28 protein-coding genes are annotated in these 24,306 nt (G+C 72.7%); 8 read left to right on the top strand and 20 right to left on the bottom strand.

Going from position 1 to position 24,306, the window contains the following annotated elements; all coding sequences use genetic code 11:
* Window positions 1-704: 704 nt before the first annotated feature.
* The 3 genes from ACGWYJ_RS18725 to ACGWYJ_RS18715 all read right to left on the bottom strand — a co-directional run bounded on the left by ACGWYJ_RS18725 (window position 705) and on the right by ACGWYJ_RS18715 (window position 3,624).
* Entirely contained in the window at window positions 705-1,532 is an 828-nt protein-coding gene (locus ACGWYJ_RS18725) for an ABC transporter permease (protein ID WP_395107327.1), read from the bottom strand.
* A complete protein-coding gene (locus ACGWYJ_RS18720) occupies window positions 1,529-2,572 on the bottom strand; it encodes an ATP-binding cassette domain-containing protein (RefSeq protein WP_395107326.1) in 1,044 nt (347 codons plus the stop codon). Before ACGWYJ_RS18720 ends, ACGWYJ_RS18725 begins: the two co-directional genes overlap by 4 nt.
* 158 nt (window positions 2,573-2,730) lie before the next feature.
* Window positions 2,731-3,624, bottom strand: a complete 894-nt coding sequence (locus ACGWYJ_RS18715) for a hypothetical protein (protein ID WP_395107325.1) — start codon at window positions 3,622-3,624, stop codon at window positions 2,731-2,733.
* A 189-nt stretch (window positions 3,625-3,813) separates the two neighbouring features.
* On the opposite strand from ACGWYJ_RS18715, the gene ACGWYJ_RS18710 reads away from it, so the two are divergent.
* Genes ACGWYJ_RS18710 through ACGWYJ_RS18695 form a run of 4 tightly spaced genes read left to right on the top strand, consistent with a single transcriptional unit; the run spans window position 3,814 to window position 7,436 of the window.
* The gene (locus ACGWYJ_RS18710; RefSeq protein ID WP_395107324.1) at window positions 3,814-4,464 is read left to right on the top strand and encodes a TetR/AcrR family transcriptional regulator; all 651 of its coding nucleotides are present in this window, start codon (window positions 3,814-3,816) and stop codon (window positions 4,462-4,464) included.
* Window positions 4,461-5,333 carry an amidohydrolase family protein gene (locus ACGWYJ_RS18705; protein ID WP_395107323.1) on the top strand — a complete coding sequence of 291 codons (873 nt, stop codon included), beginning with the start codon at window positions 4,461-4,463 and terminating at the stop codon, window positions 5,331-5,333. The genes ACGWYJ_RS18710 and ACGWYJ_RS18705 overlap by 4 nt, the downstream gene beginning before the upstream one ends.
* Window positions 5,330-6,955, top strand: a complete 1,626-nt coding sequence (locus tag ACGWYJ_RS18700) for an AMP-binding protein (protein WP_395107322.1) — start codon at window positions 5,330-5,332, stop codon at window positions 6,953-6,955. Before ACGWYJ_RS18705 ends, ACGWYJ_RS18700 begins: the two co-directional genes overlap by 4 nt.
* A gap of 28 nt (window positions 6,956-6,983) precedes the next feature.
* Window positions 6,984-7,436 (top strand): VOC family protein, encoded by a 453-nt coding sequence (locus tag ACGWYJ_RS18695; protein WP_395107320.1) that lies wholly within the window; start codon window positions 6,984-6,986, stop codon window positions 7,434-7,436.
* Here ACGWYJ_RS18695 and ACGWYJ_RS18690 read toward each other — a convergent pair.
* Together ACGWYJ_RS18690 and ACGWYJ_RS18685 are read right to left on the bottom strand one after the other, a co-directional pair.
* Window positions 7,361-7,744, bottom strand: a complete 384-nt coding sequence (locus tag ACGWYJ_RS18690; RefSeq protein ID WP_395107319.1) for a cupin domain-containing protein — start codon at window positions 7,742-7,744, stop codon at window positions 7,361-7,363. The two genes, ACGWYJ_RS18695 and ACGWYJ_RS18690, sit on opposite strands and share 76 nt — an antisense overlap.
* On the bottom strand, window positions 7,741-8,682 hold the full coding sequence (locus ACGWYJ_RS18685; RefSeq protein WP_395107318.1) for a LysR family transcriptional regulator: 942 nt from the start codon (window positions 8,680-8,682) through the stop codon (window positions 7,741-7,743). The genes ACGWYJ_RS18690 and ACGWYJ_RS18685 overlap by 4 nt, the downstream gene beginning before the upstream one ends.
* A 70-nt stretch (window positions 8,683-8,752) precedes the next feature.
* Between ACGWYJ_RS18685 and ACGWYJ_RS18680 the strand changes: the two genes are divergently transcribed.
* Window positions 8,753-9,565 carry an isocitrate lyase/phosphoenolpyruvate mutase family protein gene (locus ACGWYJ_RS18680; RefSeq protein WP_395107317.1) on the top strand — a complete coding sequence of 271 codons (813 nt, stop codon included), beginning with the start codon at window positions 8,753-8,755 and terminating at the stop codon, window positions 9,563-9,565.
* Here ACGWYJ_RS18680 and ACGWYJ_RS18675 read toward each other — a convergent pair.
* The 6 genes from ACGWYJ_RS18675 to ACGWYJ_RS18650 all read right to left on the bottom strand — a co-directional run bounded on the left by ACGWYJ_RS18675 (window position 9,516) and on the right by ACGWYJ_RS18650 (window position 14,474).
* Window positions 9,516-10,277 (bottom strand): class I SAM-dependent DNA methyltransferase, encoded by a 762-nt coding sequence (locus tag ACGWYJ_RS18675; RefSeq protein WP_395107315.1) that lies wholly within the window; start codon window positions 10,275-10,277, stop codon window positions 9,516-9,518. The two genes, ACGWYJ_RS18680 and ACGWYJ_RS18675, sit on opposite strands and share 50 nt — an antisense overlap.
* Before the next feature lie 50 nt (window positions 10,278-10,327).
* Window positions 10,328-11,104, bottom strand: a complete 777-nt coding sequence (locus ACGWYJ_RS18670; RefSeq protein WP_395107314.1) for an aldo/keto reductase — start codon at window positions 11,102-11,104, stop codon at window positions 10,328-10,330.
* 37 nt (window positions 11,105-11,141) lie between these two features.
* On the bottom strand, window positions 11,142-11,828 hold the full coding sequence (locus tag ACGWYJ_RS18665) for a type 1 glutamine amidotransferase (RefSeq protein ID WP_395107312.1): 687 nt from the start codon (window positions 11,826-11,828) through the stop codon (window positions 11,142-11,144).
* Between the two features lie 84 nt (window positions 11,829-11,912).
* Entirely contained in the window at window positions 11,913-12,707 is a 795-nt protein-coding gene (locus ACGWYJ_RS18660) for a class II aldolase/adducin family protein (RefSeq protein ID WP_395107311.1), read from the bottom strand.
* Between the two features lie 55 nt (window positions 12,708-12,762).
* On the bottom strand, window positions 12,763-13,632 hold the full coding sequence (gene sigJ, locus ACGWYJ_RS18655; RefSeq protein WP_395107310.1) for an RNA polymerase sigma factor SigJ: 870 nt from the start codon (window positions 13,630-13,632) through the stop codon (window positions 12,763-12,765).
* Window positions 13,632-14,474, bottom strand: a complete 843-nt coding sequence (locus tag ACGWYJ_RS18650) for an alpha/beta fold hydrolase (protein ID WP_395107309.1) — start codon at window positions 14,472-14,474, stop codon at window positions 13,632-13,634. The genes sigJ and ACGWYJ_RS18650 overlap by 1 nt, the downstream gene beginning before the upstream one ends.
* Before the next feature lie 135 nt (window positions 14,475-14,609).
* Between ACGWYJ_RS18650 and ACGWYJ_RS18645 the strand changes: the two genes are divergently transcribed.
* Window positions 14,610-15,470, top strand: a complete 861-nt coding sequence (locus ACGWYJ_RS18645) for a fumarylacetoacetate hydrolase family protein (protein WP_395107308.1) — start codon at window positions 14,610-14,612, stop codon at window positions 15,468-15,470.
* On the opposite strand, the gene ACGWYJ_RS18640 is transcribed toward ACGWYJ_RS18645, so the two are convergent.
* From ACGWYJ_RS18640 to fdxA, 9 genes are all read right to left on the bottom strand, one after another.
* Window positions 15,467-16,030: a DUF421 domain-containing protein gene (locus tag ACGWYJ_RS18640; RefSeq protein ID WP_395107307.1), complete on the bottom strand. Its 564-nt coding sequence runs from the start codon at window positions 16,028-16,030 to the stop codon at window positions 15,467-15,469. The two genes, ACGWYJ_RS18645 and ACGWYJ_RS18640, sit on opposite strands and share 4 nt — an antisense overlap.
* 12 nt (window positions 16,031-16,042) lie before the next feature.
* The gene (locus tag ACGWYJ_RS18635) at window positions 16,043-16,489 is read right to left on the bottom strand and encodes a hypothetical protein (RefSeq protein WP_395107306.1); all 447 of its coding nucleotides are present in this window, start codon (window positions 16,487-16,489) and stop codon (window positions 16,043-16,045) included.
* Window positions 16,490-16,541: 52 nt separating this feature from the next.
* Window positions 16,542-18,221 carry a TerD family protein gene (locus ACGWYJ_RS18630; RefSeq protein WP_395107305.1) on the bottom strand — a complete coding sequence of 560 codons (1,680 nt, stop codon included), beginning with the start codon at window positions 18,219-18,221 and terminating at the stop codon, window positions 16,542-16,544.
* A 6-nt stretch (window positions 18,222-18,227) separates the two neighbouring features.
* A complete protein-coding gene (locus ACGWYJ_RS18625; RefSeq protein ID WP_285701323.1) occupies window positions 18,228-18,797 on the bottom strand; it encodes a TerD family protein in 570 nt (189 codons plus the stop codon).
* 133 nt (window positions 18,798-18,930) lie between these two features.
* The gene (locus ACGWYJ_RS18620) at window positions 18,931-20,241 is read right to left on the bottom strand and encodes an MFS transporter (protein WP_395107303.1); all 1,311 of its coding nucleotides are present in this window, start codon (window positions 20,239-20,241) and stop codon (window positions 18,931-18,933) included.
* Window positions 20,220-21,368, bottom strand: a complete 1,149-nt coding sequence (locus ACGWYJ_RS18615; RefSeq protein WP_395107302.1) for a glycosyltransferase family 4 protein — start codon at window positions 21,366-21,368, stop codon at window positions 20,220-20,222. Before ACGWYJ_RS18615 ends, ACGWYJ_RS18620 begins: the two co-directional genes overlap by 22 nt.
* 264 nt (window positions 21,369-21,632) lie before the next feature.
* Entirely contained in the window at window positions 21,633-22,052 is a 420-nt protein-coding gene (locus ACGWYJ_RS18610) for a hypothetical protein (RefSeq protein WP_395107300.1), read from the bottom strand.
* Window positions 22,049-22,780, bottom strand: a complete 732-nt coding sequence (locus ACGWYJ_RS18605; protein WP_395107299.1) for a helix-turn-helix transcriptional regulator — start codon at window positions 22,778-22,780, stop codon at window positions 22,049-22,051. Before ACGWYJ_RS18605 ends, ACGWYJ_RS18610 begins: the two co-directional genes overlap by 4 nt.
* Entirely contained in the window at window positions 22,777-23,121 is a 345-nt protein-coding gene (gene fdxA / locus ACGWYJ_RS18600) for a ferredoxin (RefSeq protein WP_395107297.1), read from the bottom strand. The genes ACGWYJ_RS18605 and fdxA overlap by 4 nt, the downstream gene beginning before the upstream one ends.
* Window positions 23,122-23,226: 105 nt before the next feature.
* Here fdxA and ACGWYJ_RS18595 point away from each other — a divergent pair, with 105 nt between their 5' ends.
* Together ACGWYJ_RS18595 and ACGWYJ_RS18590 are read left to right on the top strand one after the other, a co-directional pair.
* On the top strand, window positions 23,227-24,063 hold the full coding sequence (locus tag ACGWYJ_RS18595) for an endonuclease/exonuclease/phosphatase family protein (protein ID WP_395107296.1): 837 nt from the start codon (window positions 23,227-23,229) through the stop codon (window positions 24,061-24,063).
* Between the two features lie 2 nt (window positions 24,064-24,065).
* Window positions 24,066-24,305 carry a hypothetical protein gene (locus ACGWYJ_RS18590; RefSeq protein ID WP_395107295.1) on the top strand — a complete coding sequence of 80 codons (240 nt, stop codon included), beginning with the start codon at window positions 24,066-24,068 and terminating at the stop codon, window positions 24,303-24,305.
* Window position 24,306: the final 1 nt, after the last annotated feature.

The following is a 24,306-nucleotide window of genomic DNA, read 5'->3' as shown; positions in this document are numbered from 1 at the left end:
CGGACGACGAGCTACAGCTCCGCGCGGTGATGGTCCTCGCCGCGCTCGCGGAGAACGACCTGGAGGCGGCCGAGGCCGAGATCGGCGAGATCACCCGTATCCGCGATGACGAGGTGGTGCTCGGCGGGCTCGCGGCCGTCCGCATGTGCACCGCCGAGCTCGCCCTGGCGCGCGGCGAGACGGCCGCCGCCCTGGCCGAGTACCGCCTCGCCGTACGGCAGGCGCGTGATCTCCTCCTGCCGGGGGTGCCCAGGACCGGGATCGAGCCGTGGGCGGTCGCCGCGGAATCGCTCGCCCTGACGGCCCACGCCTACCACGCGGGCCCCGAGGACCTGCGGTACGGCGAGGAGCTGTTCGAGACACTGGCCACGACCCGTATCAACGACGTGCTGTCCGAGGCGAACACCTACCTCGACTACCCGGTGTGCGGTTCCATGCTGTTCGCGTTCGGGGCCTGGGGGCTGCTGCGCGAGGCCCTGGACCCGCGCGAGGCGATCAGGTGGCTGGTGCTCGCGGAGCGGTTCGGCTACAACCACGCCGCGCCCACGATGGCCTTCGGGCGGATCGAACCGTACGCCGAGCGGGCCGCGCCGGGCGCGGTCGAGGCCGTGCGGGCCGAGTTCGGCGACCGGCGCGGCGCGGACCTGCTCGGTGAGGCACGGCGTCTCGCCGCGGGGCTTCGTGGCCATGCCGCGCGGGCCGGCTCAGATGTGCCGTTTGTAGCCGAGCACCGACAGCGGTGCGAAGACCGCGATGACGGCCAGGCAGGCCAGCACCGTCCAGGCCACCTGTCCGCTGACGACCCCGTCGTTGGCGAGGTCGCGGGCGGCGGAGACCAGGTGTGAGACCGGGTTGACGCGAACGAACGCAGCCAGCCCGCCCGGCAGGGACTCGATCGGGACGAACGCGTTGGACAGGAAGGTCAGCGGGAAGAGGATCATCATCGAGATGCCCTGCACCGCCTGGACGCTGCGGGCGATCGTCCCGACCCAGGTGAACGCCCACGCCAGCGACCAGCCGCAGAAGACCGCGAGCAGGATCGCGCCGAGCACGCCGGGCGCTCCCCCGCCGGGCCGGTAGCCGATCGCCAGGCCCATGCCGAAGGTCAGCACCGCGGCGATCGTGTAGCGCACCAGGTCGGCCACCATCGGCCCGGCCAGCGGCGCGATCCGCGCGATCGGCAGCGACTTGAACCGGTCGAAGACGCCCTTCTCCATGTCCTCGCGCAGTTGCATCCCGTTGGCCATGCACGTGGTCAGCACGGTCTGGGAGAGGATGCCGGGGATCATCAGGGGCAGGTAGCTCTTGACGTCACCGGCGATGGCGCCGCCGAAGATGTAGGCGAACATGACGGTGAACCCGATCGGCTGCAGCGCCACGTCGACGAACTGCTCGGGGTTGCGGCGCATCTTCTTCAGGGCGCGCCAGGCCATCGTCAGGGTCTGGCTCAGGGTCTCGCCCACCCCGACGTGCCGCCGGGCGGACGCCACCCGGTCCGCCGCCCGCACGGGCTCGATCATGGTCGCGGTCATCGCCGTTCTCCCTTGCCGGTCTCGTCGTCCTCGTCGTCCTCGCCCGTCCCATGGCCGGTGAGGGCGAGGAACACCTCGTCGAGGCTGGGTTTGGCCACGCTCACCGAGGAGATCGGCACCCCGGCGGTGCGCAGCGCGATCAGCGCGTCGGCGGCCAGGTCGGCCTTCTCCAGCGCGACGTTCAGCCGGCCCCGCTCGGGGCTCAGGACCGGGTCGGACCCCAGGACGTCCCGCAGGACCGGCACGGCCTCGGCCACCTGGCCCGGCTCGGAGAGCACGAGCTGGAGGGTGGAGTTCCCGACGGTGGTCTTGAGCTCGTCCGGCGTCCCCTCGGCGACCTTGCGTCCGCGGTCGATGACGGCCACCCGGTCGGCGAGCTGGTCGGCCTCGTCGAGGTACTGCGTGGTCAGCAGCACCGTGCAGCCATCGGCGACCAGACCGCGGATGGTCTGCCACATCCGGCCGCGGGTGCGCGGGTCCAAACCGGTGGTCGGCTCGTCCAGAAAGATCAGTGGCGGAGTGGAGATCAGGCTGGCGGCCAGGTCCAGGCGCCGTCGCATGCCGCCGGAGAACTGCGCGATCGGCTTGTCCGCCGCCTCCTCCAGGCCGAACCGGGCGAGCAGGTCGGCGGCCAGCCGCCGGGCGCGCTTGGACGCGATCCCCCGCAGCCTGGCGAACAGCCACAGGTTCTCGCGCGCGGTCAGGTTCTCGTCGACCGAGGCGTACTGGCCGGTGACCCCGACGAGCTGCCGGATCACATGCGGGTTCGCGGCGACGTCCACACCGAAGATCTCGGCGCGCCCGGCGTCGATCCTCAGCAGCGTCGCCAGCATCCGCAACATGGTCGTCTTGCCGGCGCCGTTCGGTCCCAGAACCCCAAAGATCTCGCCGGGACGCACGGCGAGGTCGATGCCGTCGACGGCGCGGTGATGGCCGAACGCCTTCACCAGCCCCGTCGCCCGGACGGCCAGGCCCGCCCCGTTCTCGACCGGGGGATCGGCCGGGCGGCGCCCGGGTTCGTCGATCTCTGTGATGTGCATGGACACAACTGTCGGCGACGCCGGTTTCCCGGAACCTTCACCCCGGTTTCACGGCTCGCGCTCCCCATGCGGGGCCGGATCGGCGTGACGACTCGTCGGGCGGGTCCACGTACCCCCGGCCCAGCGTGTTGAGCGCGCCGAGGCACCGTCCCAAGACGTCACTGGCCGGCGCCGGTCGGGCCGTTCTGCTGGTCGGTGCCGCCGCCGGGGTCGCCGGTTCGGGGCGGCTCGGGGGTGGACGGCGCGGTCGGCTGCGACGACGGCTGCGGCGTCGGCGGGCCGGGCTGCGCGGGACCGTCCGTCGCGCCCGGCGTGGGCTCCCGTCCCGGCTCCGTCCCCTGGCCGCCGGTGGACGGCGTGCCGGTCGGTTCGCCGGTCTCTCCGGTCGTCCGCGGCGAGGGCGTCTCGGCGGGGGCGCCGTCCGTGCCGCCGCCGTCACCGAGGTTGCCCCAGGTCGTCCCGCGTCCGTCGTTCGCGCCGACCCATCCGGACGCGGGCCTGTCGGTGACCTTCTCCAGGATGGTGATGCCCGCCATCACCACCGCGAAGACGGCCACCGAGGACACCGCCAGCATGATCCAGCGCCGCCTCGCCCACGCCGCCGTGTCGTGGAACGCCCGCCTCCAGGCCGCGCGCCGGACGCCGCCGCGCCCCGCCTCGACGCCCAGCGCGTCCGCCACCGTCTCCGCCGGGGGAAGGTCCAGGCGCGTCGCGTTCGGATCGGCGTCGACGCGGGTCGCGTTCGGGTCGCCGCCCGGCAGCACCAAGGTACGGGTCGGGTCCAGGTTGGTCGCCGCGCCCGCCGCGCCGCGCGCCACCGTCTCGCCGTGCGCCGCGTCCTGCAACTGCACGCGTTCCTTGAACTGCTCCTTGCCCTGGTCCAGGTAGTGCTTGCCCAGTGCCGTCCCCGCCGTCGACACCACGCTCATGAAGGCGGCACCCACGATGGTGCCGTACACCCCGAGGAACGACGCTCCGACTGCGGCCGCCAGAGTGGCCAGCCCACTGGCGATGAGCTGGGTCGCGCTGAGATCCAGCGGCGTGCGCCGCATCCGTCCGCTACCCCCTTCTCCACCCGTCGCGATCGGAATCCGTAGACCGGAACTCCCGGAACGTCGTGGACTGTTCCCTCCGCCGTTGTGATGCTGACAACGCCCGCGGCACCGGTTGACACGGAAACAGGCCCTATGTGAAGGTCATGTCCCAATCAATCGATTGATGGACGGAGAAGGCGGGCGGAGTTGCGGAAGCAGGACGTGCAGCGGGCGGCCGTGCGGCTGTTCGCGCGGAAGGGGTTCGCCGCGACCGGGATCCGCGAGCTGGGCACGGCCGCGGGGATCAACTCGGCCACGCTCTACCACTACGCGGGCGGCGGCAAGGAAGAACTGCTGGTGACGATCATGCGCACCTGCCTGGACGAGCTGCTGCGCGCCGGGCGGGCGGCGGTCGCGTCGACCGACGACCCGGCCCGCCAGCTCGGCGCGCTCATCGCCTCGCATGTCGGGATCTCGGCGGTCAACCCGCTGACGGCGCAGGTGACCGACCAGGAGATGCGGTCGCTGTCGCCGGAGAACCGCCGCTCGCTGGTCGCGCTGCGGGACGACTACGAGTCGCTGTTCGGGGCCGTGCTCGAACGCGGCGTCCGGACGGGCGCGTTCCACGTCACCGACGTCCACCTCGCGCGGCTGGCGATCCTTGAGATGTGCAACGGGGTGGCGCACTGGTTCCGGCCCGACGGCCGGTCGAGCGTCGCGGACGTGCAGGCGCGGTTCGTCGAGTTCGGCTGCCGCGTGGCCGGCGCCGTCCCCGGCCATGAGCCGCGCGCCCTCCCGCCCCCGATCAGGCTCGACATCGAGCCCGCCGACACGGACCGGGAGGAGGCCACGGCGTGACGGTCATCGATGCCCGGGTGCGGCTCCCTCAGGACCTGCGCCCGGACGCGGAGTACTCGGCCCCGAGACGGCAGACCGAGCAGTACGACAGGGTGCTGAACCTGCGCGAGAAGATGAACGGCGGCACCCTGGAGGGGCTGCTGGCCTGCATGGAGGCCGAGGGCATCACCCGCGCCGTGATGCACGCCGAATCAGAGGGCGGCGAGGACGGCGACGCGCTGAACGAGGCGCTGGCCCGGGTCATCGCCGACCGTCCGTCGGTGTTCAGGGGCGTGGGCTGCCTGGACATCGCCGGCCGCCGTCCCGGTCAGATGGCGCTCCAGGCCGCCCGGATCGCGGACATGGGGATGCTCGGCGTCACCCTGCAACCGGCGTTCTTCGGCCTCGACATCGACGACCGCGTCCTGTACCCGATGTACGCGCGTGCCGAGGAACTCGGTCTGATCGCGTGCGTCCACACCGGGATCACCTACTCCCGCATGCATCCGCTGCGGCATGAGCGCCCGGAGATGCTCGACCAGGTGGCCTGCGACTTCCCCGACCTGACGATCGTCGCCTGTCATGCGGGATGGCCGTGGGCCACCGAGTTCGCCGCCGTCGCCCGCCGCCATCCGACCGTCCACCTCGAATTCGGGGCGCTGGCGCCGAAGTACGTGGCCAAACCGGGCACCGGCTGGGACGCGCTGTTCGGCATGATGCCCAACCTGCTGCGCGGGCAGATCCTCTACGGCAGCGACTGGCCGATGATGGAGCCGCGGCGGGCCCTGGCCGAGTGGCGCGCCTCCGGGCTGGACGAGGCGACGCTCGCGGCGCTGTTCCACGACAACGCGGCGGCCCTGTTCGGTTTCGACGCCCCAGCGGAACGATGACCGGGGCGGAGACGGCCACCACCCGGCCCGGCACCATCACCGCGATGCTCGCGGAGCGCGCCGAGGCCGATCCGGACGCGACATTCCTCCGTACCGCCGATGGCGGCCTCACCTACGCCGAAGCGCAGGCGAAGGCGGCCGCTCTGGCGGGGTCGCTGCGGCGCGCGGGTGCCGGGCCGGGCACGGCGGTCGCGCTGCTGATGCACAACAGCCTCGAACAGGTCATCGTGTGGTTCGCCCTCGCCCGGCTCGGCGCGGTGCATGTCCCCGTCAACACCGCGCTGGTCGGAGCCCGCCTCGTCCATGTCCTGAGGATCGCCGAGCCCGCGATCGTCGTCGTGGACGACGATGTGCAGGCGCCGCTCGCCGACGTCCTGGCCGAGCTGGAATCGGTCCGGACCCTCATCGTCCACCGCACGCCCGGCGGCGCCACCGCGTCCCGGCCCGCCGCCTCTCCTGCGGGACGCCTGGAACGCCTGGACTTGACGGACCTCATCGAGGGTGGCGATCACGCCCCCGCCCATCGCGGGGACGACCTCGACGACGCCACGATGCTGTTCACCTCGGGCACCACGGGCGTGTCGAAGGCGTGCGTGCTCTCCCACCGTTATCTCGCCCGGCAGGGGCAGATCCACGCGGCGCGGTTCGGTTTCCGCGCCGGCGACGTGCTGTACAGCCCTTTCCCGTTGTTCCACATCGACACGGCGACCCTGACCGTCGTCGCCGCCCTGTCGGCCGGCGCGACCGCGGCGCTCGGCCGCCGGTTCAGCGCGTCCCGTTTCTGGGACGAGGTCAGGGCCTTCGACGCCTCGGTGTTCAACTTCATGGGCGCGACGCTGAGCATCCTCTGGAAGCGCGATCCCACGCCCGCCGACCGCGACCACCGGGTGCGCCTGGCCTGGGGCGTGCCGATGCCCGAGTGGCGGGACGCGTGGGAGCGGCGCTTCGGGTTCCCGCTGTTCCAGGTCTACGGCCTCACCGACGCCGGTGTCCCGGTCTACGACCCGATCGACGGCACCCGGCGCACCGGTACCTGCGGCCGCGTCATCGACCCGTACGAGGTGAGGATCGCCCCGCTCGCGCCCGGCCCCGGCGATGAGCCGTCCCCGGGGCCCGGGGTCGGCGAGATCCTCGTGCGCGGGCGCGAACCGGGCCTCACCATGACCCGCTATCACGGCATGCCCGAGGCGACGGCCGAGACCATCGACGAGGACGGCTGGGTCCGCACCGGCGACCTGGGCTCCCTCGACCCGGACGGGTACCTCGCCTTCCACGGCCGCCGGTCCGACTCCATCCGCCGGCGCGGTGAGAACATCTCCGCCTACGAGGTCGAGCAGCTCGTCGAGTCGCATCCCGCCGTCCTGGAGAGCGCCGCGGTCGGCGTCCCCAGCGAGCTCACCGAAGAGGACGTGAAGGTCTGCGTCGTCCTCAAACCGGGGGCCGGGCTGACGCCCGACCGGCTGCACCGGTACTGCCGCGACAACGCCCCGGCCTTCATGGTCCCCCGCTACATCGAGTTCGTGGACGCCCTCCCGAAGACCCCGACCGAGAAGGTCGAGAAGTTCCGCCTCAAGCGCCAAGGCGTCACCCCCGCCACCTGGGACGCCGAACGCGCGGGTTGAACGGTGCCGTCCGGGTAGGCCGGGGATCATGCAGCGAGACAAGTGGCCGGCACCGGAGCGGGGGCTGGTCCTGACCCATTTCCTGACCGTCAGGGACGTGGCGCGCGCACGGGAGTTCTACGCCGGTGTTTTCGGCGGCGAGGTCGTTCTCGACGAGAACCCCTGCATCGTGAAGGTGGCCAACACCTGGATCATCATGAACCCGGGTGGCGGCCCCACCCCCGACAAGCCGGGGATCACGCTCAAGGCGCCGGAGCGAACGGACACCGTGTCGGCCTTCATGAACGTGCGGGTCGCCGACATCGCGGCCTTCTCCTCCGAGGCACGCGCCCAAGGCGCCGAGTTCCTCACCGAGCCCATCGACCGCAAGGCGGAGCTCCGGTGCTACATGCGTGATCCCGACGGCTATCTCATCGAGGTCGGGCAGGCCACCGGAATGCTCGAAGGGATCTTCGCGGACCGGTCCGGCACGAGCCAGTGAGACGACTCGCCGAGCGGCCCGCCGATCAGCTCCTCCATCGAGCGGGTGGGGCGGCCGGGCGTGTCCGCGAGGACGTGCCCGACGTCGGCCAGGACCAGCACCGCGTCGCCGCGGGCGAGCCGGATCGGCTCGCCCCCGTCGGGGACGAGCCAGCAGGCGCCGGACGTGACGACGTGGAAGCCGGCCAGGCGCCCCGGCGGGACGCGGACGCCCCACGGCGCGTGGAACCTGTTGAGCCCGTAGACGGCGGTGCCACGCCGCGTGGTCGCGACGACGTCGGCCACGATGTCCGCGACAGGGTCGCTCATGACACGACGGTACTCGGAGAGGACGGCTCCAGGGGCCGGCACAGCTCGGGTGTGCGGGCCTTCAGTTCCGTGAGGAAGGCGGTCGCGAGGCGGCTCCGGTGGCCGTCCTTCCTCCGCACGGCGACGACGGGCAGTTCGGCGTCGAGGCCGTCGACCTCGATCGTGCGCAGGCTGCCGATCCGCAGCTCCTCGCGGACGGCGCTGACCGGCATGAGCGCGACCCCGAGACCCGCCTCCACCAGCCGTTTCTGCGCGGTGAGGCTGTCGATCACGGTGATGGACGGGTCGGCGAGCCCGGCCGCCGCCAGGTGCCGCCGCAGCACCTGGCCGAACGAGTCGGGCTGGAGCCGTTCGGGCGGGAAGCCGAGCCAGCGCTCGTCCCGCAGCGGCCCCAGCCCCGGCAGGCGCCGCTCGGTGATCTCGTGCGAGGCGGGCACCACGACCAGGAGCCGCTCGGCGCCGAGCGGGACGGACTCCAGCGCGGGATCGGCGTCCGGGAAATAGCGCAGCCCCAGGTCGGCCTCGCCGCTCCGCACCAGGACGCTGACCTCGCGGCTGGTGGCCGTCCGCAGATCGACGGGGGCGTCCGGGAACCGCGCCTCGAAGGCGCGCAGCGCGTCGACGACATGCGAGTCGGCGAGGGTTCCGACGATGGCGACGCTCAGGGGCTTCGCCTCGCCCGCCACGTCCCGGACGGCCCGTTCACCGTCGCGGGCCGCGGCCAGCGCCGCCTGGGCATGCGGAAGGAACGCCCTCCCGGCGTCGGTGAGGGCCACTCGGCGGCCGGCGCGTTCGAACAGCGGCGCGCTCAGGGCGCGCTCCAGCTCGCGGATCCGGCGGCTGACCGCGGGCTGGGACCGCCGGAGCCGGGTGGACGCCTCGGTGAACCCGCCCACCTCGGCGATGCACACGAAGGTCTCGATCTCGTCCAGCGTCATGCGGATTCCTGATGAATTTCATCCGGATTATGCATTTGACTAATGATAGGCGCCCGGTGAGGCTGGGGCGATGACCGATCACGCCACCAAGGCGGCCCGCTTCCAGGCGCTGCACCGGCGCCCGGAGCCACTGCTGCTTCCGAATCCGTGGGACGCCGGGACGGCGCGCCTGCTCGCGCACCTCGGCTACGAGGCGCTTGCCACCACCAGCCTCGGCGTGGCCAACCTGCACGGCCGCCACCGCGCCGGCCGCCGGGAGATCCTGGACAACTGCCGCGCCATCGACGAGGCCACCCCGCTTCCGGTGAACGCCGACCTGGAGAACGGCTTCGCCGACGAGCCCGCCGAGGCCGCGACGATGATCGCCGAAGCCTGCGCGCACGGCGCCGTCGGCGCGTCCATCGAGGACGCGACCGGGGACCGGCGCACGCCGATCTACGACCTCGGCCTGGCCGTGGAGCGGGTGCGGGCCGCCGTGGAGGCCGCCCGCGCGCTGCCCGTCCCGTTCGTGCTGACCGCGCGGGCCGAGAACCTGCTGTACGGGATCGACGATCTGGACGACACCATCCGCCGCCTGCAAGCGTTCGAGGACGCCGGCGCCGACGTGCTGTACGCGCCCGGCCTGCGCACCCTGGAGCAGATGCGCGCGGTGGTCACCTCCGTGGGCAGGCCCGTCAACGTGGTCATGGGATTCGCCGACCCCTCGATCACGCTGGAGCAGTTGGCCGAGATCGGCGTGCGGCGGGTGAGCATCGGCGGCGCGCTGTCCAGGCTGGCCCTGCGCGCGTTCCTCGATGGCGCACGCGAGATGCGCGAGGGACGGTTCGGGTTCGTCACCGACGCCGCGCGGATGTCCGACCTGCTTCCGGCTTTCGGCCGGTAGCGGCCTTGCGCGCGAGGATGAGGCGGTAGCGCGGAGCGCCGTCCCGGCGCTGTCCCAAGTCCTTCAAGGGGACCGTGGACACGCTGAACCCGGCCGCCTTCAGGTCGTCGCGGACCGCGCGCAGCGGGGCGGTGCGGTAGTACATGACGAACGGCGGACGCCACACCGCGTTGCGGACCCGCATGGCCGCGTCGAACCCGAGCAGCGCCCAGTACCAGACCGAGGTGAAGGGCGGCGGCCCCCCGATCGGGAAGGCGAACAGCCCGCCGGGCCGCAGCGCGCGGTGCACGTTGGCGAACAGCGCGGGACGTTCGCCGGGCAGGAAGTGCCCGAGGGCTCCGAAGCTCACCGCGAGGTCGAAGTCGGCGGAGAAGGGCAGGCCGGCCCGGACGTCGGCGCGTACCAGGTCGGCGTCCGGGTGTGCCGTGCGCGCCCGCGCGAGCATGCCGGCGCTGAAGTCGACGCCGGTCATCCGTTCCGGGCACAGGCCCCGGAGGACCCGCAAGCCCGCGCCGGTGCCGCAGCACACGTCCAGTCCTGTACGGAACGGCCCGAACGGGCGCAGCGCGCCGGCGGTCGCGTCCAGGAGGGCGCTTGGAGTGCGGAAGGGCGTGTGGTCGAACTTGGGAGCCAGCAGATCGTAGCCGCGCTCGACCGAGGACAGCGCTTGGATCGCCAGTTCACGCAGGGACGGGCCTTGGGGCGAGAACACCGGCCAAGGGTACTCGCCGCCCGGTCTTCCGGCGGCGGTCCTGTTCTCGCTCAGCCGGTACGGCCGAAGGCGTCGATCGCCGCGACGTCCTCGGGGGTGAGGTCGAAGCCCTCCAGGTCGAAGTTGGCGGCGATGCGCTCGCGGCGCGAGGACCGGGGCAGGATCACGATGTCGTGCTCCAGGTGCCAGCGCAGGACGACCTGGGCGGTGGTGACGCCGTGCCGCTGAGCGATCTCGGTGAGGACGGGATGGCGCAGGTCGGTGTTCTTCAGGCCGCTGTAGCCCTCGACCACCACGCCCCGGCGGCGGTGCTCCTCCAGCAGGGCGGGATCGTGCTGCGCGGGGCTCCACGGGATCTGGTTGACCGCCGGCCGCCGTCCGGTGGCCTCGGTCAGCAGGTCGATCTGGGCCGGGCTGTGGTTGCTGACCCCGACGTTGCGGGCGAGCCCCTCGTCCTGTGCCGACAGCAGCTCCTCCCACGCTTGGACGAGTTCGTCCCGGCCGGGCGGCCAGTGCACGAGCCACAGGTCCACGTAGCCGGTGCCGAGCTGCCGGAGGCTCGACTCCAGGGCGCGGCGGGCGTGCCGCGCGTCGCTCGGGCGCAGCTTGGTGGTGATGAAGACCTGCTCCCGGTCCACACCACTGTCCTTGACGGCCCTCCCCACTTCGGACTCGTTCTTGTACAGCGTCGCGGTGTCCACATGCCGGTAACCGATGTCGAGCGCCGCGCGGACCGACTCGTACGCCGTCTTGGACCGCAACCGCCACGTCCCGAACCCGATCAGCGGCAAAGCGAGACCGTCACCGAGCTTCACACTCCGAGTCATGCCTGCATTCTGCCCGCTCGGGACTCCGACGGTCGGCTCAGCGACGCGCGTGATCGAGGAAGCCGTCGACGAGGGCGTGGGCGCGGCGTTCGGCCGCGGCGAGCATGCCCTTGGTGCGGTCGAGCAGCCCGTCCGCCACGACGCCCTGCTTCGCCCCGTACTCCAGCCACGTCTCCACGATCGGCAGGGTGACCTCCGGATGGAACTGGACGCCCAGGCTCCGCCCGATCGTGAACGCCTGCGAGCCGATGTCGTTCCAAGCGACCTCGACGGCGCCGGGCGGCACCGCCCAGCGGTCGGTGTGGTACTCGAACCACGGGCCGGGCGCGACCAGCGACGGCTCCTCGGTCTCGATCTCGCTCCAGCCCAGCTCGATGCGGGGGGCGCGTTCGACGCCGCCGCCCAGCGCGGTGGCCAGGGCCTGCCCGCCGAAGCACACGCCCAGCACCGGCGTCCCGGCCCGATGCGCCTCGCGCAGCAGCGCCAGCTCGCCGCCGATCCACGAGCCGATGGCCTCCTCGTCGTCCACCGACCAGGGCGCGCCCAGCGTGACGATCAGGTCCCATCCCGCGGCGCCGGGGAAGGCGCACTCGACGTCCGGCCGGTCGCGGCGCTCGGCGGGGACGACCGTCAGCCGGGTCAGGTCGAAGCCGCGTTGGACCAGCCGGTCCCCCACCGTCCCCGCCGGGCACATCGGATCATGCTCGATCACCAGCGCGCGCACGTGTCTCCCTCCCAGGCGAGCGTGACGGTCAACGGCATCCGTTTTATGCCGTTCACACCGTTTTGAGGGTACGCGGGCGACCCGCTACGCGGACGGACCGGAAAGGCCGGCCTCTACGGCGCCGACCGCCGTCACACCGCGTTCGGAATGGTCGCGGTCGGGCTCACACAACCTGGCCAGCTCATGGCGCCAGGCCACGCCCCGGTTGAACGCGGGGCCGAGGTCCGGCAGCTCCGCCAGGTCCTCGTCGGGAAGGTCGCGCAGTTCCCCGCCCGCCGACAGCACCTGAAGCGACAGCCGGGCGATCCGGTCGACGGACACGGCCCGCAGCACGGCCTCGGGGACGTCACCGCCATGGCTGGTCAGCCCGTGCCCGCGCAGCACCACGACCGGACGGTCGCCCATCGCGCCCACCATCTCCGCGGCCGGCCGCCGGTCGCGGACGAGGACGCCGCGCGGGTAGACCGGGACCCCGCCCGCCGCCAGCTTCGCGCCCGGGATGTCGAAGGCGCCGACGATCGGGCGGATCCGCGCCCCCGCCAGGTCGGCGGCGACCACGGCCTGCGGATGCGCGTGGACGACGGCACGGGCACCGGGACATGCCCGCAGCACCTCGGTGTGCAGTGGCAGCTCGTTCGGCGGGTCCCAGCCGTCCAGCTCGCCCGCCGCGCCGGGCTCGCCGTCCAGCGTGACCAGGCGGATGTCGCGTTCGGTCGTCCAGGCCAGGCCGCGTTCCTCGGGTCCCCTGCAGCGGATCAGCAGCCGCCGCTCGTCCACACGCAGGCTGATGTGGCCGAGAAAGCCGTCGGCGAGCCCGCGCGCGGCCAGCACCCGGCACGCGACGGCGATCTCCTGGCGCAGCGGCGCAAGGTCATCCATGGTCAACCTTTTACCCGATCCCCCCGTCGCTGTGCACGACCCCTCCGGTGACGCGTCAGCGCAGTTTGTCGGGGGTGCGGATGAAGTCGATCCGATGCAGGAGGCCGCCGGACACGGTGAAGGACACCACGGTGTCGATCCTGCCGTGGTCGTAGACGGCCACGCCGAGCGCCCCGTTGACGGCCATCGGGGTCAGGACGTGGCCGGGCTCCATCCGGTCCATGACGCCGAGCATGAACCGGGCGACCTGCTCGGCTCCGCGCACCGGGCGGCGGGCGGCGTTGGCCTTTCCGCCTCCGTCGCTGGTGAGGACGGCGGCGGGGTCGAGCATCGCGACGAGCGCCCGCAGGTCGCCGCCCGCCGCCGCGGCCAGGAACCGTTCCACGACCTGGCGGTGCTGGTCGCGGTCCACGTCGATGCGCGGCGCGCCTTGGCTGACGTGCCTGCGGGCGCGGGCGGCGAGCTGGCGTACCGCCGCCGGGGAGCGGCCGACGGTCGCGGCGACGTCCTCGAAGGTCATGCCGAACAGGTCGTGCAGCACCCAGGCGGTGCGTTCGGCCGGGGTGAGCGACTCCAGCACGACGAGCAGCGCGAAGCTGACGGACTCGTCCAGCGTGACCCGGTCGGCCGGGTCCTCCATGGGGCTGAGGACGGGCTCGGGGAGCCACGGGCCCGGGTAGGTCTCGCGGCGCACCCGCGCCGACCTCAGCACGTCCATGGCCTCCCGCGCGACGACCACGAGCGACCAGCCCTCGACGTCCTGGACGCGGCTCCGCCGGTCAGCCCGGACGAGCTTGAACCAGCAGTCCGAGACCACGTCCTCGGCCTCGGACATCGAGCCGAGGATCGCGTACGCCACCCGGACCAGGCGGGGGCGGGCCGCGGCGTAGTCCGCCGACAGCTCGCCCGCCCGGTCGCCGTCCATCAGGACACCGCCTTCCCCGTGGTCGCGAGGATGACACGGCAGACCTGGCCGGGATTGTCGCTCATCGGGACGTGACCGGCATCGGGCAGGTCGAGATGCCGGGTGTGCGGTGGAAGCTGGTCGGTGTGGCGGGACTGCCGGGGCAGCAGGATGCGGTCCGACTCCCCGAAGGCGAGCGTCACCGGCTCGATCAGTTCCCGCGCCGCCTGGTAGCGGACGGGCTTGCAGGCCCGCATCGTCGGCCGGAAGCCCGAGCTGCCCGCCATGACGGTGAGGTCGCGGATCGCGTGCTCGGGGGTGAGGTTCTCGGGATGGGCGTAGACCTGCCAGAACACCATCCTGCGTCCCCAGGCCCGGCGGGACAGCGCGGCGAGCGGCCGCCTGTTGAACCGGCACCCGAACCAGGTCGCGAACAGGCTCACGGCGCAGTACAGGGGCTGGCGCCGCCTCCACAGACCGGCGGGGGAGAGCAGGGTGAGCGAGGCGACCGGCCTCAGGCCGGCCAGTTCCAGCCCCACCCAGCCGCCGAGGGAGTTCCCGGCCACGTGCGGGTTGTCGATGTCCAGGTCGTCCAGGGCGGTCGCCAGGGCCTCGGCGTGACGGCGCGGCGTCCACGGCCGGTCGCCGTCCAGTCCCTGGGAGTCGCCGTGGCCCGGCAGGTCCACCGCGTACACGGTGTGCGACTCGGCGAGCCGGTCGATCACCGGCCCCCACGCGTGGTGCGAGCCCCCGATGCCGTGCACGAGCACGAGCGGGGGGCCGTCGCCGACCTTGACGAACGCGAGCCCGTGACGGGTCCGCTCGGGCGGGATCGCCTTCCAGTTCCGGCTGCTTCGACTCATGCCGTATGGACGAGATGGACGCTTCCGACTGTGACACGGCACGGTGAGGGCGGCTTGGCCTTTGCTTTCCTTTGTCACGGACGTTGTGCCTTACTGGGGAAGGTCTGATTCGATCACACGGCAGGCGGGTGACCTATGCGTTTCGTGTCCTTCTTCGCCGGGGACGGCGTCCACCTCGGGGTCGAGACGGAGAGCGGGGTGGTGGCCGACCTGACCGAAGCGGGCGGGGACGGCGTCCCCGGGTCGGCTCGCGAGCTGGTCGCCGGTGGGAGGGACGCCCTTGAACGGGTGCGCGCGAGACTCGCGGCCGGGGCGCCGACGCTGCCTCTGGACGGGCTGGAGCCGGCGCCGTGCGTCCCCGAGCCACCCAAGATCATCTGCGTGGGGCTCAACTACCGGCGGCACGCCGAGGAGTCCGGCATCCCCGTGCCCGAGCACCCCGTCTACTTCCCCAAGTACCGCAACGGCCTGGCGGGCCACGGCGCGAAGGTCGCCATCCCCGAGGCGACGTCGCAGGTCGACTACGAGGTCGAGCTGGTGGCCGTGATGGGCGGCCCCGTCCGGAACGTCACCGCGGCGCGGGCGCTCGACCACGTCTTCGGGTACGCGACGGGCAACGACCTGTCGGCGCGCGAGCTCCAGATGCGGTCGAGCCAGTGGACGTACGGGAAGGCCCTGGACGGCTTCGCCCCGCTCGGCCCCTATCTGGTGACCGCCGACGAGGTGCCCGACCCGCAGGACCTGGACCTGCGGACCTGGGTCAACGGGGAGCTGCGGCAGAAGTCCAGCACCCGCGACATGGTGTTCTCGGTCGCCGAGCTCGTCGCCGACCTCTCCCGGGTCATGACGCTGGAGCCGGGCGACCTCATCTACACCGGCACGCCGGAGGGCGTCGTCCTCGGCATGGAGGAGAAGGTGTGGCTGAAGGCGGGCGACCAGGTCGTCTGCGAGGTCGGCGGGCTCGGCCGGCTGGAGACCACGCTCGTGGACCGCTAGCGGCCGTCGCGGGCCAGCCGCTCCTCGATGCTGGTGAGCCGGGCCAGCACCACCTGGATGTCGTGCTTGGTCGCGTTCTGGTACTCGGGCTTGAGCCGCACGGACAGGTGGCCGCTCGGCTCCAGGACCCCGATGGCCACCTGGTCGACCGACTCGCCGTTCTGCACCCGCACCGCCTGGTCGAGATCCTCCCGGCGCAGGGAGAGCCGGCGGATCTGCCGCCGGAGCGGCCTGCCGTCCGCGATCACCGTGGTCGGCGCGCCCTCCAGCACCCGCGCCGCGGTGGGGCTGCGCGCGATCACGGCGTCCAGCAGGCTGCTGACCGCCACCAGGGTCACCGCGCCGATCAGCCCGCCGGTGAGGCTGTCATCGGGGCCGATGACCGCGTTCTGGACGACGTTCGACAGCAGGAAGATGACGACGAAGTCGAAGGTGTTCAGCTGTGAGAGCCCCCGCTTGCCGGTAAGCCGGAACAGCAGCACGATCAGCGTGTACACCACGATCGTGCGCAAAATCTTGTCGAGCACGGGAATCTGGAGGAGGTACACGTCCCGCCACATGGCCCGGCCCCGTCAGATGCGCCCGTAGACGCTCGCGGCGGCCATGCCGTAAGCGAGGTGGGGAACGACGTCGCTGACCCAGTCCGCGGCGCTCCACCGGCGGGGATCGGTGACGCCCAGCAACGTCATCGGCGCGTTGGAGCCCACCATCGCCAGGACGGTGAACGCGAGCGCGCCGGCCGGCCAGGGGACGCGCCTGCCTCCGGCCAGCAGCCCGTACCCGGCGCCCGCGGCCAGGCCGACGCCGTAGCCGAGCAGGGCGCCCAGACCCGTCTTGCGGTTCTCGGCCCGTTCGCCCGTCCCGAGGTCGACGCCGGTCGCGCCGGCCAGCCGCTCCACGCTCTGCTCCGGCGTGCTGCTCCCCGACCGGCCCCGCACGGCCATGTCCAGGTAGGACGCGATGTTGAGCGCGGTCGTCCCGACGGCCCCGGCGATGACTCCGTTCACCAAGTTCCTCATGGGCCGCCCCTACCCAGCGTCCGGGAGGCGTCACCTCGCCGTCGGAGGCGGGCTAGTCGTAGGAGGCGATGGTGCGGGCGTGGGCGTCGAGGACGTGGGTGAGCAGCGCCGGGGGACGCGTGCCGTCGCCGCCGTCCGGCAGCACCTCGGGGGTGAGCGTCCAGTCGATGCCCACCCACGAGTCGCCGACGGTGCCCTGGCTGGACGGCAGGTTGTTGCACGACTGCCGGATCCGGAGGGCGCGCACGGACTCGGCGGCCGGTGTGTCGGTCTCCACCAGCATCACCGGGACGCCGACCAGCGGCCCGTCCTCCGCCAGGCGCAGCAGGTGGTGCGCGTCGTCGCCGTCCAGCGCGGCCCCCGCGTCCATGATCACCACGAGCCGCACCGGCGGGCCGGCGCCCGGACCGGACGGCGCGTCGCCCTCGGGGCCGCCGATGCGGCGCAGGTCCACCAGGTCGAGCAGCCGCCGGAGCCGCTCGGCCGCCGCCGGCCCGGTCGCCACCCCGCCGCCCAGCAGCATGCCGCCGATGACCGGGTCCAGGGTGTTCAGCCAGCCCGCGCCCGACAGCCCGGCCGCGTCGATCACCTCAAGCCCGGCCAGTCCGGGCGGCACGGCGGCCAGGAACCGGGTGACCAGCGACCAGGCGTAGGCGGCGGAGTCGCCCGGCACCGTGCCGCGCGAGATCCACACACCGCGCCGCCACGGCACCGGCAGGACGAGCGGAACCCGCAGCTCGGGCAGCTCCGCGGTGGACAGCCGTCCCAGCAGGATCCCTTCGGCCAGGTCGGCGCGGGGGCGCCAGGTCAGCCAGGACGGCGCGTCGAACGGCGACGCCTCGGGGGCGACGTGCGGCTCCACCCGCGCCAGCTCGTCGCGGAGCTGCGCGGCGTCGGCCCGCAGCCGCTGGTTCGCCGCCGCCATCAGCTCGTCGAAGCGCCCGCGCGGCGCCCGTCCCGCGATCTCGTCGTCGCGGATGGTGAGCGCGTGCTCGGTGGACGAGCGGAACGCGGCCATCGACCGGCTCGCGTCCTCCCAGACCAGCCAGCACCGTTCGAGGTACCCGACCTCCGAGGAGGACGGCGCCTGCTGCTGGGGAGGCGCCGGGTCCGGAGGTGTCGGGTACGGGGGCGCCGAGTGCGGGGGTGGCGTCTGCGGCGGGACCCGCGGCCCCGGTGGCGCGCCGACGGTCGGGCCGGGCGGCGGCGCGCCCATGCCGGCCTCGGCGTCACCCGGGTCGTCGACCTCCACGCCGTGCGTCTCGACCAGCTCGGCCAGCCCGCCGGCGTAACCCTGCCCGACCGCGCGCACCTTCCACCGGTCGGCCCTGCGGTAGACCTCCAGCCCGATGATCGCCTTCTCCGGGCCCAGGCCCGCGACGGTGAACAGCGCCATCGGGTCGCCGTTCGCGGTGGTGAGCTGCACCTGCGGCGGCGGCACCGCCCCGAACGAGACACCGCCCCCGGCCAGGCTGACCGCGATCAGCACCGCCTGCACGTCCGCCGGGACGGCGTCCAGGTCGAGGTCGATGCGCTGGCGGGCGCCGCCGTCGCTCCAGCGCACGCCCGGCGCCTCGGGGGCGTTGTAGAACACCAGGTCGGCGTCGGAACGCACCCGCAGGTCACCGCCCACCAGCAGGGCGCTGACGTCCACGGGAACGGCACAGGACACGGTGGCGGTCACCCGCCGTGCGGGCAGCGGGGTGTTGGCGCCCCGCGCGAGTTCGAGCATCGCCGGTCAGGCCAGGCCGGCGATGGTCGGCAGCATGTCCTCGAAGGTGCGGCCGTGGCACGGCTCGCCGATCGCGTTCATCTTCCATTCCTGGCCGTGCCGGTACAGCCGGGCCATCACCATCGCGGTGTGGGCGCCGCCGCCGGTCAGCGTGTACCGGGCCAGCTCGCCGCCGTCCACCTCGTTGACCAGCCGGCAGAACGCGTTCTCCACCTCGTCGAAGGTCTGCCCGTTGAACGAGCTGACGGTGAACACCAGCGAGCTGACGTGCACCGGCAGCCGCGCCAGGTCCACGATCACCGACTCGTCGTCGCCGTCCCCCGCGCCGGTCAGGTTGTCCCCGGTGTGCCGGACCGAGCCGTCGTCGCTGACCAGCTTGCCGAAGAAGACCACGTCGGCGATGCGGCCGTCGGCGAAGAGCACGCAGGAGGCGTCCAGGTCGATCTCCCGCTGCCGGGAGCCGAAGAAGCCCTTCTTGCGCACCGCGTCCCAGCCCAGGCCCATCCGGACCATGCGCAACGCCCCGCCCGCCTTGTCCAGCGAGATCCGCTGGCCCTTCACCATCGAGACGGTCACAACCCGTCGCCTCCTCATGTCCCATATGCCGCACCGCTCCCCGAGAGCGCGCCGGCCCCGTCATCCCGATCACCGCAAAGGCGAGCAGGGTGCGACAAAGCCTCGCAGCCCGGCCACCCGGTTGTCATCCGGTTCACTGCGGATGACCAGCGATGGCACCGGCGGGAGGGCGCCGGATCAGCAGGGTGCCCGCGAGGACGACGGCACCGGACCCCACCAGGACGACCTGCGACGGTTCCAGGCCGAACAGGATGACGTGCGAGCGGTTCAGCAGGTCGGCCACGAGCCCGGAGACCAGCGCGGCGAGGGCCAGGCCGAACCGCAGGACGGCGTGGAAGGCGGTCAGCGCCAGGTTGCGCCGGTCGCCCTCCAGGCTTTCCTGGAGGTAGGTGATCCCGCCGATCAGCGCCGCGGCGGCCGACGCGCCGAACAGCACGGCCCCCAGGTAGGCCCAGGCCGTCGAGCCGAGCCCGCCCATCACGGCGATCACCACGCCCTGGGTGGCCGTCCCCAGCCGGACCTGGGCGAGGAGGTTCTTCCCCTTGCGCCTGCGCAGCACGATCAGGCCGATCAGCGCGCCGATGCCGAACAGCATCACCAGCAGGCCGAACCCGATCGGTCCCGCGTCCAGGACGTTGCGGACGAACTCCACGCCGAGCGAGAACAGCGCGCCCAGTCCGAGCGCGACCAGGGCCATCCCCGGGAGGACGGCGCGGACCACGGGCAGCCGCAGCGCCGCGACGAAACCGCCGGACGGCTCCTTCTCCGCGGTCGGCCTCCGCTCTCCGGGACCTTCGGGCTCTTCGGGACCTTCGGGCTCTTCGGGACCGGGGCCGAGGTCCGGGATCGACCTCACCACGAAGTAGGAGACCAGATAGGTGAGGGCGTTGACCCAGAACACGATCACGTAGCGCCAGTGGCCGCCCCAGCCCACGGTGTCGGAGAACCACAGGACGAGCCCCAGCGCCCCCGCCGCCACCGGGATCATTCCGTAGGACGTCGCCATGGTGATCCCGTTGGCGACCTCCAGCGTGCCGGTCTCGTGCTCCTTCTCGCCGTCCTCGATGAGGAACGGGATGGCGGCGTCCCGGGCGGGCAGGAAGCACAGGCTGACCACCTCGATGGCGAACGCCCAGAAGTACACCCAGCCCAGCCAGGGCAGGAGGGGCAGCAGCACCGCCATCCCGACGCGGATCAGGTCGGAGGTCAGCATCACGTCCCGCCGCCGCCACCGCGTCACGACCCGCGCGGCCAGCGGCGCGCCCAGCGCCGAGGGCAGCAGCCGCAGCACCAGCACCCCGCCCACCGCGGTCGTGGAGCCGCTCAGCTCCAGCACGAGGTACATCAGGGCGAGGGTGCCCATCCAGTCGCCCAGCACGGAGATCGTCTGGCCGATCATGAGCCGGCGGAAGTCCCGGCGGTTCAGCTGCTCCTTGAGGCCCATCCGGACGTCTTCCCCACCGGGTCGCCGCTCAGGAGGGCGTCCAGCCGATCGGCCGCCCGCTGCCAGCTCCAGTGCTCGCGAACCCACGCGCTACCGGACCGGCCCATCGCCCGTGCCCGGTCCGGATGGGACAGCAGGTCGTTCAGCGCGTCCACGAGGACGCCGGGGCGCTCCACGTCCAGCAGGACGCCGGTCTTCCCCTGCACGACCGACTCAGGGCTGCCTCCGGAGCGTCCCACCACGACCGGAAGCCCGCACGCCGACGCCTCCAGCGTGGACAGCCCGAGCCCCTCGGTCTGGAGCCCGCGGCGGTCGTCCCGGCACGGCATGACGAAGACGTCGGCGGCGGCGTGGTAGGCGGGCAGGTCTTCGGACGGCACCTCCCCGGTGAGCGTGACCTTGCCGGGGGACAGCTCGTCCGCCAGGGAGCTGAGGCGGGGCCGCATGGGGCCGTCGCCGACGATGACCAGCCGCGCGTCCGGGAAGCGCCGGACGACCTCGGGCCAGGCCCGTATCAGGACGTCGTGCCCCTTCCTGTGGACGAGGCGCGCGATGCTGAGCACCACTGGACCATCGCCCAGTCCATGCCGGTCGCGGATCGTGCCGCCGTCCAGGCCGGGACGGAACCGGTCGGTGTCCACGCCGCCCGCGAGCTGCACCAGGTGCGTCCGGTCGCCGACCACCCGTTCGAGGACCTGCCGCGTGGACGCGCTGAGATAGGTGAGGACGTCGAACTGGCGGGCGGCCACGCCGAGCGCCGCCCGGGTGGGCGCCACCCGGCTCCAGCCCAGCTCCTGCCCGTGGGTCGAGCAGATCAGGCGCTCCACCCCCGCCGCCCGGATCAGCGGCGCGTACAGGCCGAACGGCGCGGCGGCGGTGATCCAGCCGACCTTGGCGCGGTGCCGCGCGACCAGCCTCCGCAGCCCTTTGAACAGCAGGTATCCGTGCCGCCTCACCACCGGGAAGTCCAGCCCGGCGTCGAACTCCGCCGCCCCCGGCCACGCGGGCGCCACCACCAGCAGCCGGTCGGCGGGCAACCGGCGCACCAGTTCCCAGGTGAACGTCTGGACGCCGCCCACCTCGGGTGGAAAGTGGCCGGTGAGCACCAGCGCACGGTAATCCCCCATAGCACCGGGCTTCCCCCCGAGTGCCCCGCCATGCGCCGACGCGCGCATCGGACCGACGCGCCCGTACGGGGGCCCGGCACCGGGCGGACCCGGAAGCCCAAACGGAGGTCATCCGGCGGTATGGAACCGTCGCGAGATCGGGTCTGGTCATCACGGCGCGGAAATGTGACGTTACATCTCAGGCACGCAACGTGAACATCGCGGGACAGCTCCCATGACAGCGCGGTGGGCGCCGCGGTCGGGCTCGCGTCCGGCGCGTTGTCCTCAGGAGGCGGCCAGGACCGCGGCGCCCCCGGTGACGAGCGCGATGACCTTGACCGCCTCCAGCGCGATGTAGGCGTGGTGGGCGTGGGAGCGCGGCGCCTCCTCACCGGCCAGGATCCGGTCCGACCGGCGGGTCAGGCGCGGGCGTACCAGCGCGAGCTGCGCCGCCAGCGTCACGATGGCGACGGCCAGGGCGACCGCACCGGTCGTGGACGGGTCGCCGAGCAGGAGCCCGGCCACGACCATCACCGCCAGCACGGTCTCGGCGGCGTTGAGCGCCCGGAACACCAGCCGCCCGATGCCCAGTCCCAGGGGGATCGTCACCCCGGGGGCGCGGAACTTCAGCGGCGCCTCCATGAAGGAGATGGCCAGGACCATCCCGAGCCAGGTGAACGTCGCGGCGGCGGCCAGCGAGGTCATGGGCGCTCTCCTTCCCTGCTGGGGTCGTCGGCCTCGCCGGGAGTGCCGGGGGCCGTGCCGAGGTGGACCAGGCACAGGTCCGGCTCGGCGTACGGCGTGAGCCGTTCGACGGTGATCGGTGTGTTCAGGGCGGCCATCGTTCCCTGCATCAGGCCCAGGTGGATGGAACAGATCACCTGCGGCCTGTCCGAGGCCAGTTCGAGGAACGGACAGTGGCGCAGGCCGATCTGGCCGGGACGGCGCTCCGGCTCGTGCTCGGGGGCGAAGCCCAGGTCGTCCAGCATCGTCATGAGGTGGCCGATCGCCTCGTCCTGGGCGGCGAACCCGTCTTCGGTACGCGCCGGGCCGGACGGTGCGGCCGTGCGCCGTGCCCAAGCGCGCCCCACCTCGGTGGCCTTCTCCACCGGGTCGGGCTCGGAGGCGAAGGCGTCCGCCAGGATCCCGGCGAGCAGCCGGTAATTGCGCGGCCCCGCCGGATCCATGCCGGCGGGGGCGCGGAACATCAGCGGCGGTCGCCCCGGCCCGGCCGCTTCCGGCTGGGCCTCCTCCACCTGGCCGTTCTCCAGCAGGGCGTTGAGGTGGAAGCGGACGGTGTTCGGATGGACGCCGAGGCGCCCGGCGATGTCGAGGATGCTGAGCGGGGACGCCGACGCGCGAACGGTCGCGAGGACCTCCTGGCGCCGACCGTGGTCCCGCCGCTTGGGCGTTCCCGCGCCGCGTTCCTTCATGACACGGGCCTCGGCTGCTCCGCCACCAGAGGCGCGTCGGCGGCGACAGGGCCGAGCCGGGACGCTCCACCCGGTGAGCCGAGCGGCGCGTCCCGGCCGGGCAGCGTCAGCGTGAAGAATTCGGCGTTGTCCTCCAGGTAGGGCTTCCACTTCTGGGGGAGGTCGTCCTCGTAGTAGATGGCCTCGACGGGACAGACCGGTTCGCAGGCGCCGCAGTCGACGCACTCGTCCGGATGGATGTACAGGCTGCGCGCGCCTTCGTAAATGCAGTCGACCGGGCACTCGTCCACGCACGCCCGGTCCATCACGTCCACGCACGGCTCGGCGATCACGTACGTCACGAGGCCGAGTTTACACAATCTCCTGTTGTATAAATCCCCGCCCCCCCGGACGGACCGCCAGTAACATACACTCGTGTATGTATGTGCGCGGGAAGGGAGCGAGCGATGCGGGTGCTCACCTGGAACGTGTGGTGGCGTTTCGGGCCCTGGCAGGCTCGCCGGCAGGCGATCGCCGACACCCTCGAACGGCTCGACTGCGACCTCATCGGCCTGCAAGAGGTCTGGGACGACGGCCAGGAGAACCTGGCCGGGTGGCTCGCCGACCGGCTCGGGATGCACTGGACGTGGGCGGCCTCGGACCGTCCCGGACGCTGGCACAAACGGTCGGGCGAGGACGGGATCGATGTCGGCGACGCCGTCCTGACCCGGTGGCCGATCGGCGACCGCGCCACCTTGCGGCTCCCCACCGCGGGCGGCCGGGACGACGGCCACCAGGCGCTTCACGTCCGCGTGGACGCCCCCGGCCATCCCATCGCGTTCTTCACGACCCACCTCAACTCCGCCCCGCACGAATCGGCGGTTCGCTGCGCCCAGGTCACCGCCCTGGCCCGGTTCGTCGCCGAACACGGGGCGCACACCCCTTTCCCCGTCGTCCTCACCGGTGACTACAACGCCCTGCCCGATTCCGACGAGATCCGGTTGCTGGGCGGCTACAAGACCGCCCCCGCCGTGCCCGGCCAGGCCCTGATGGACGCTTGGGAGTACGCCGATCCCTCCGCGCCGGGCGATACCTGGGACAGGGCCAATCCCTATGCCGCTCGCATGCACGAGCCCTCGGGACGTATCGACTACATCCACGTCGGCCCCGCCGGTCCTGGCGGGATCGGCCGTGTCCTGTCCGTACGCCGGGTGGGCGACGGCCCGGTCAACGGTGTCTGGCCCTCCGACCACGCCGCCGTCCTCGCCGAACTCGCCACCCGATCCGACGACGAGGAGTCGTGACCATGCCGCCCTCACCATCCCGGCAGGCGGGATCCCCGCGGAAGCGCGGGCTCGCGTTCGGCCTGAGCGCCGTGCTGTCCCTGCTCCTGTCGCCCATCACGGCGATCTACGCGGCGCTGATCGGCACCTTGGGGTTCGGTGCCGCCCTGATCGCCGGGCGGGGCGTGACCCTGCCGGCGGCGGTGTTCGGGGGCATCGCCGCCGGCGCCCTCCCGTACATCGTGGCCGGGCTGGTCATGTGAC

The organism is Actinomadura sp. SCN-SB (assembly GCF_043906805.1).
Classification (GTDB): Bacteria; Actinomycetota; Actinomycetes; order Streptosporangiales; family Streptosporangiaceae; genus Spirillospora.
This window is presented reverse-complemented; position numbering and strand designations above follow the sequence as displayed.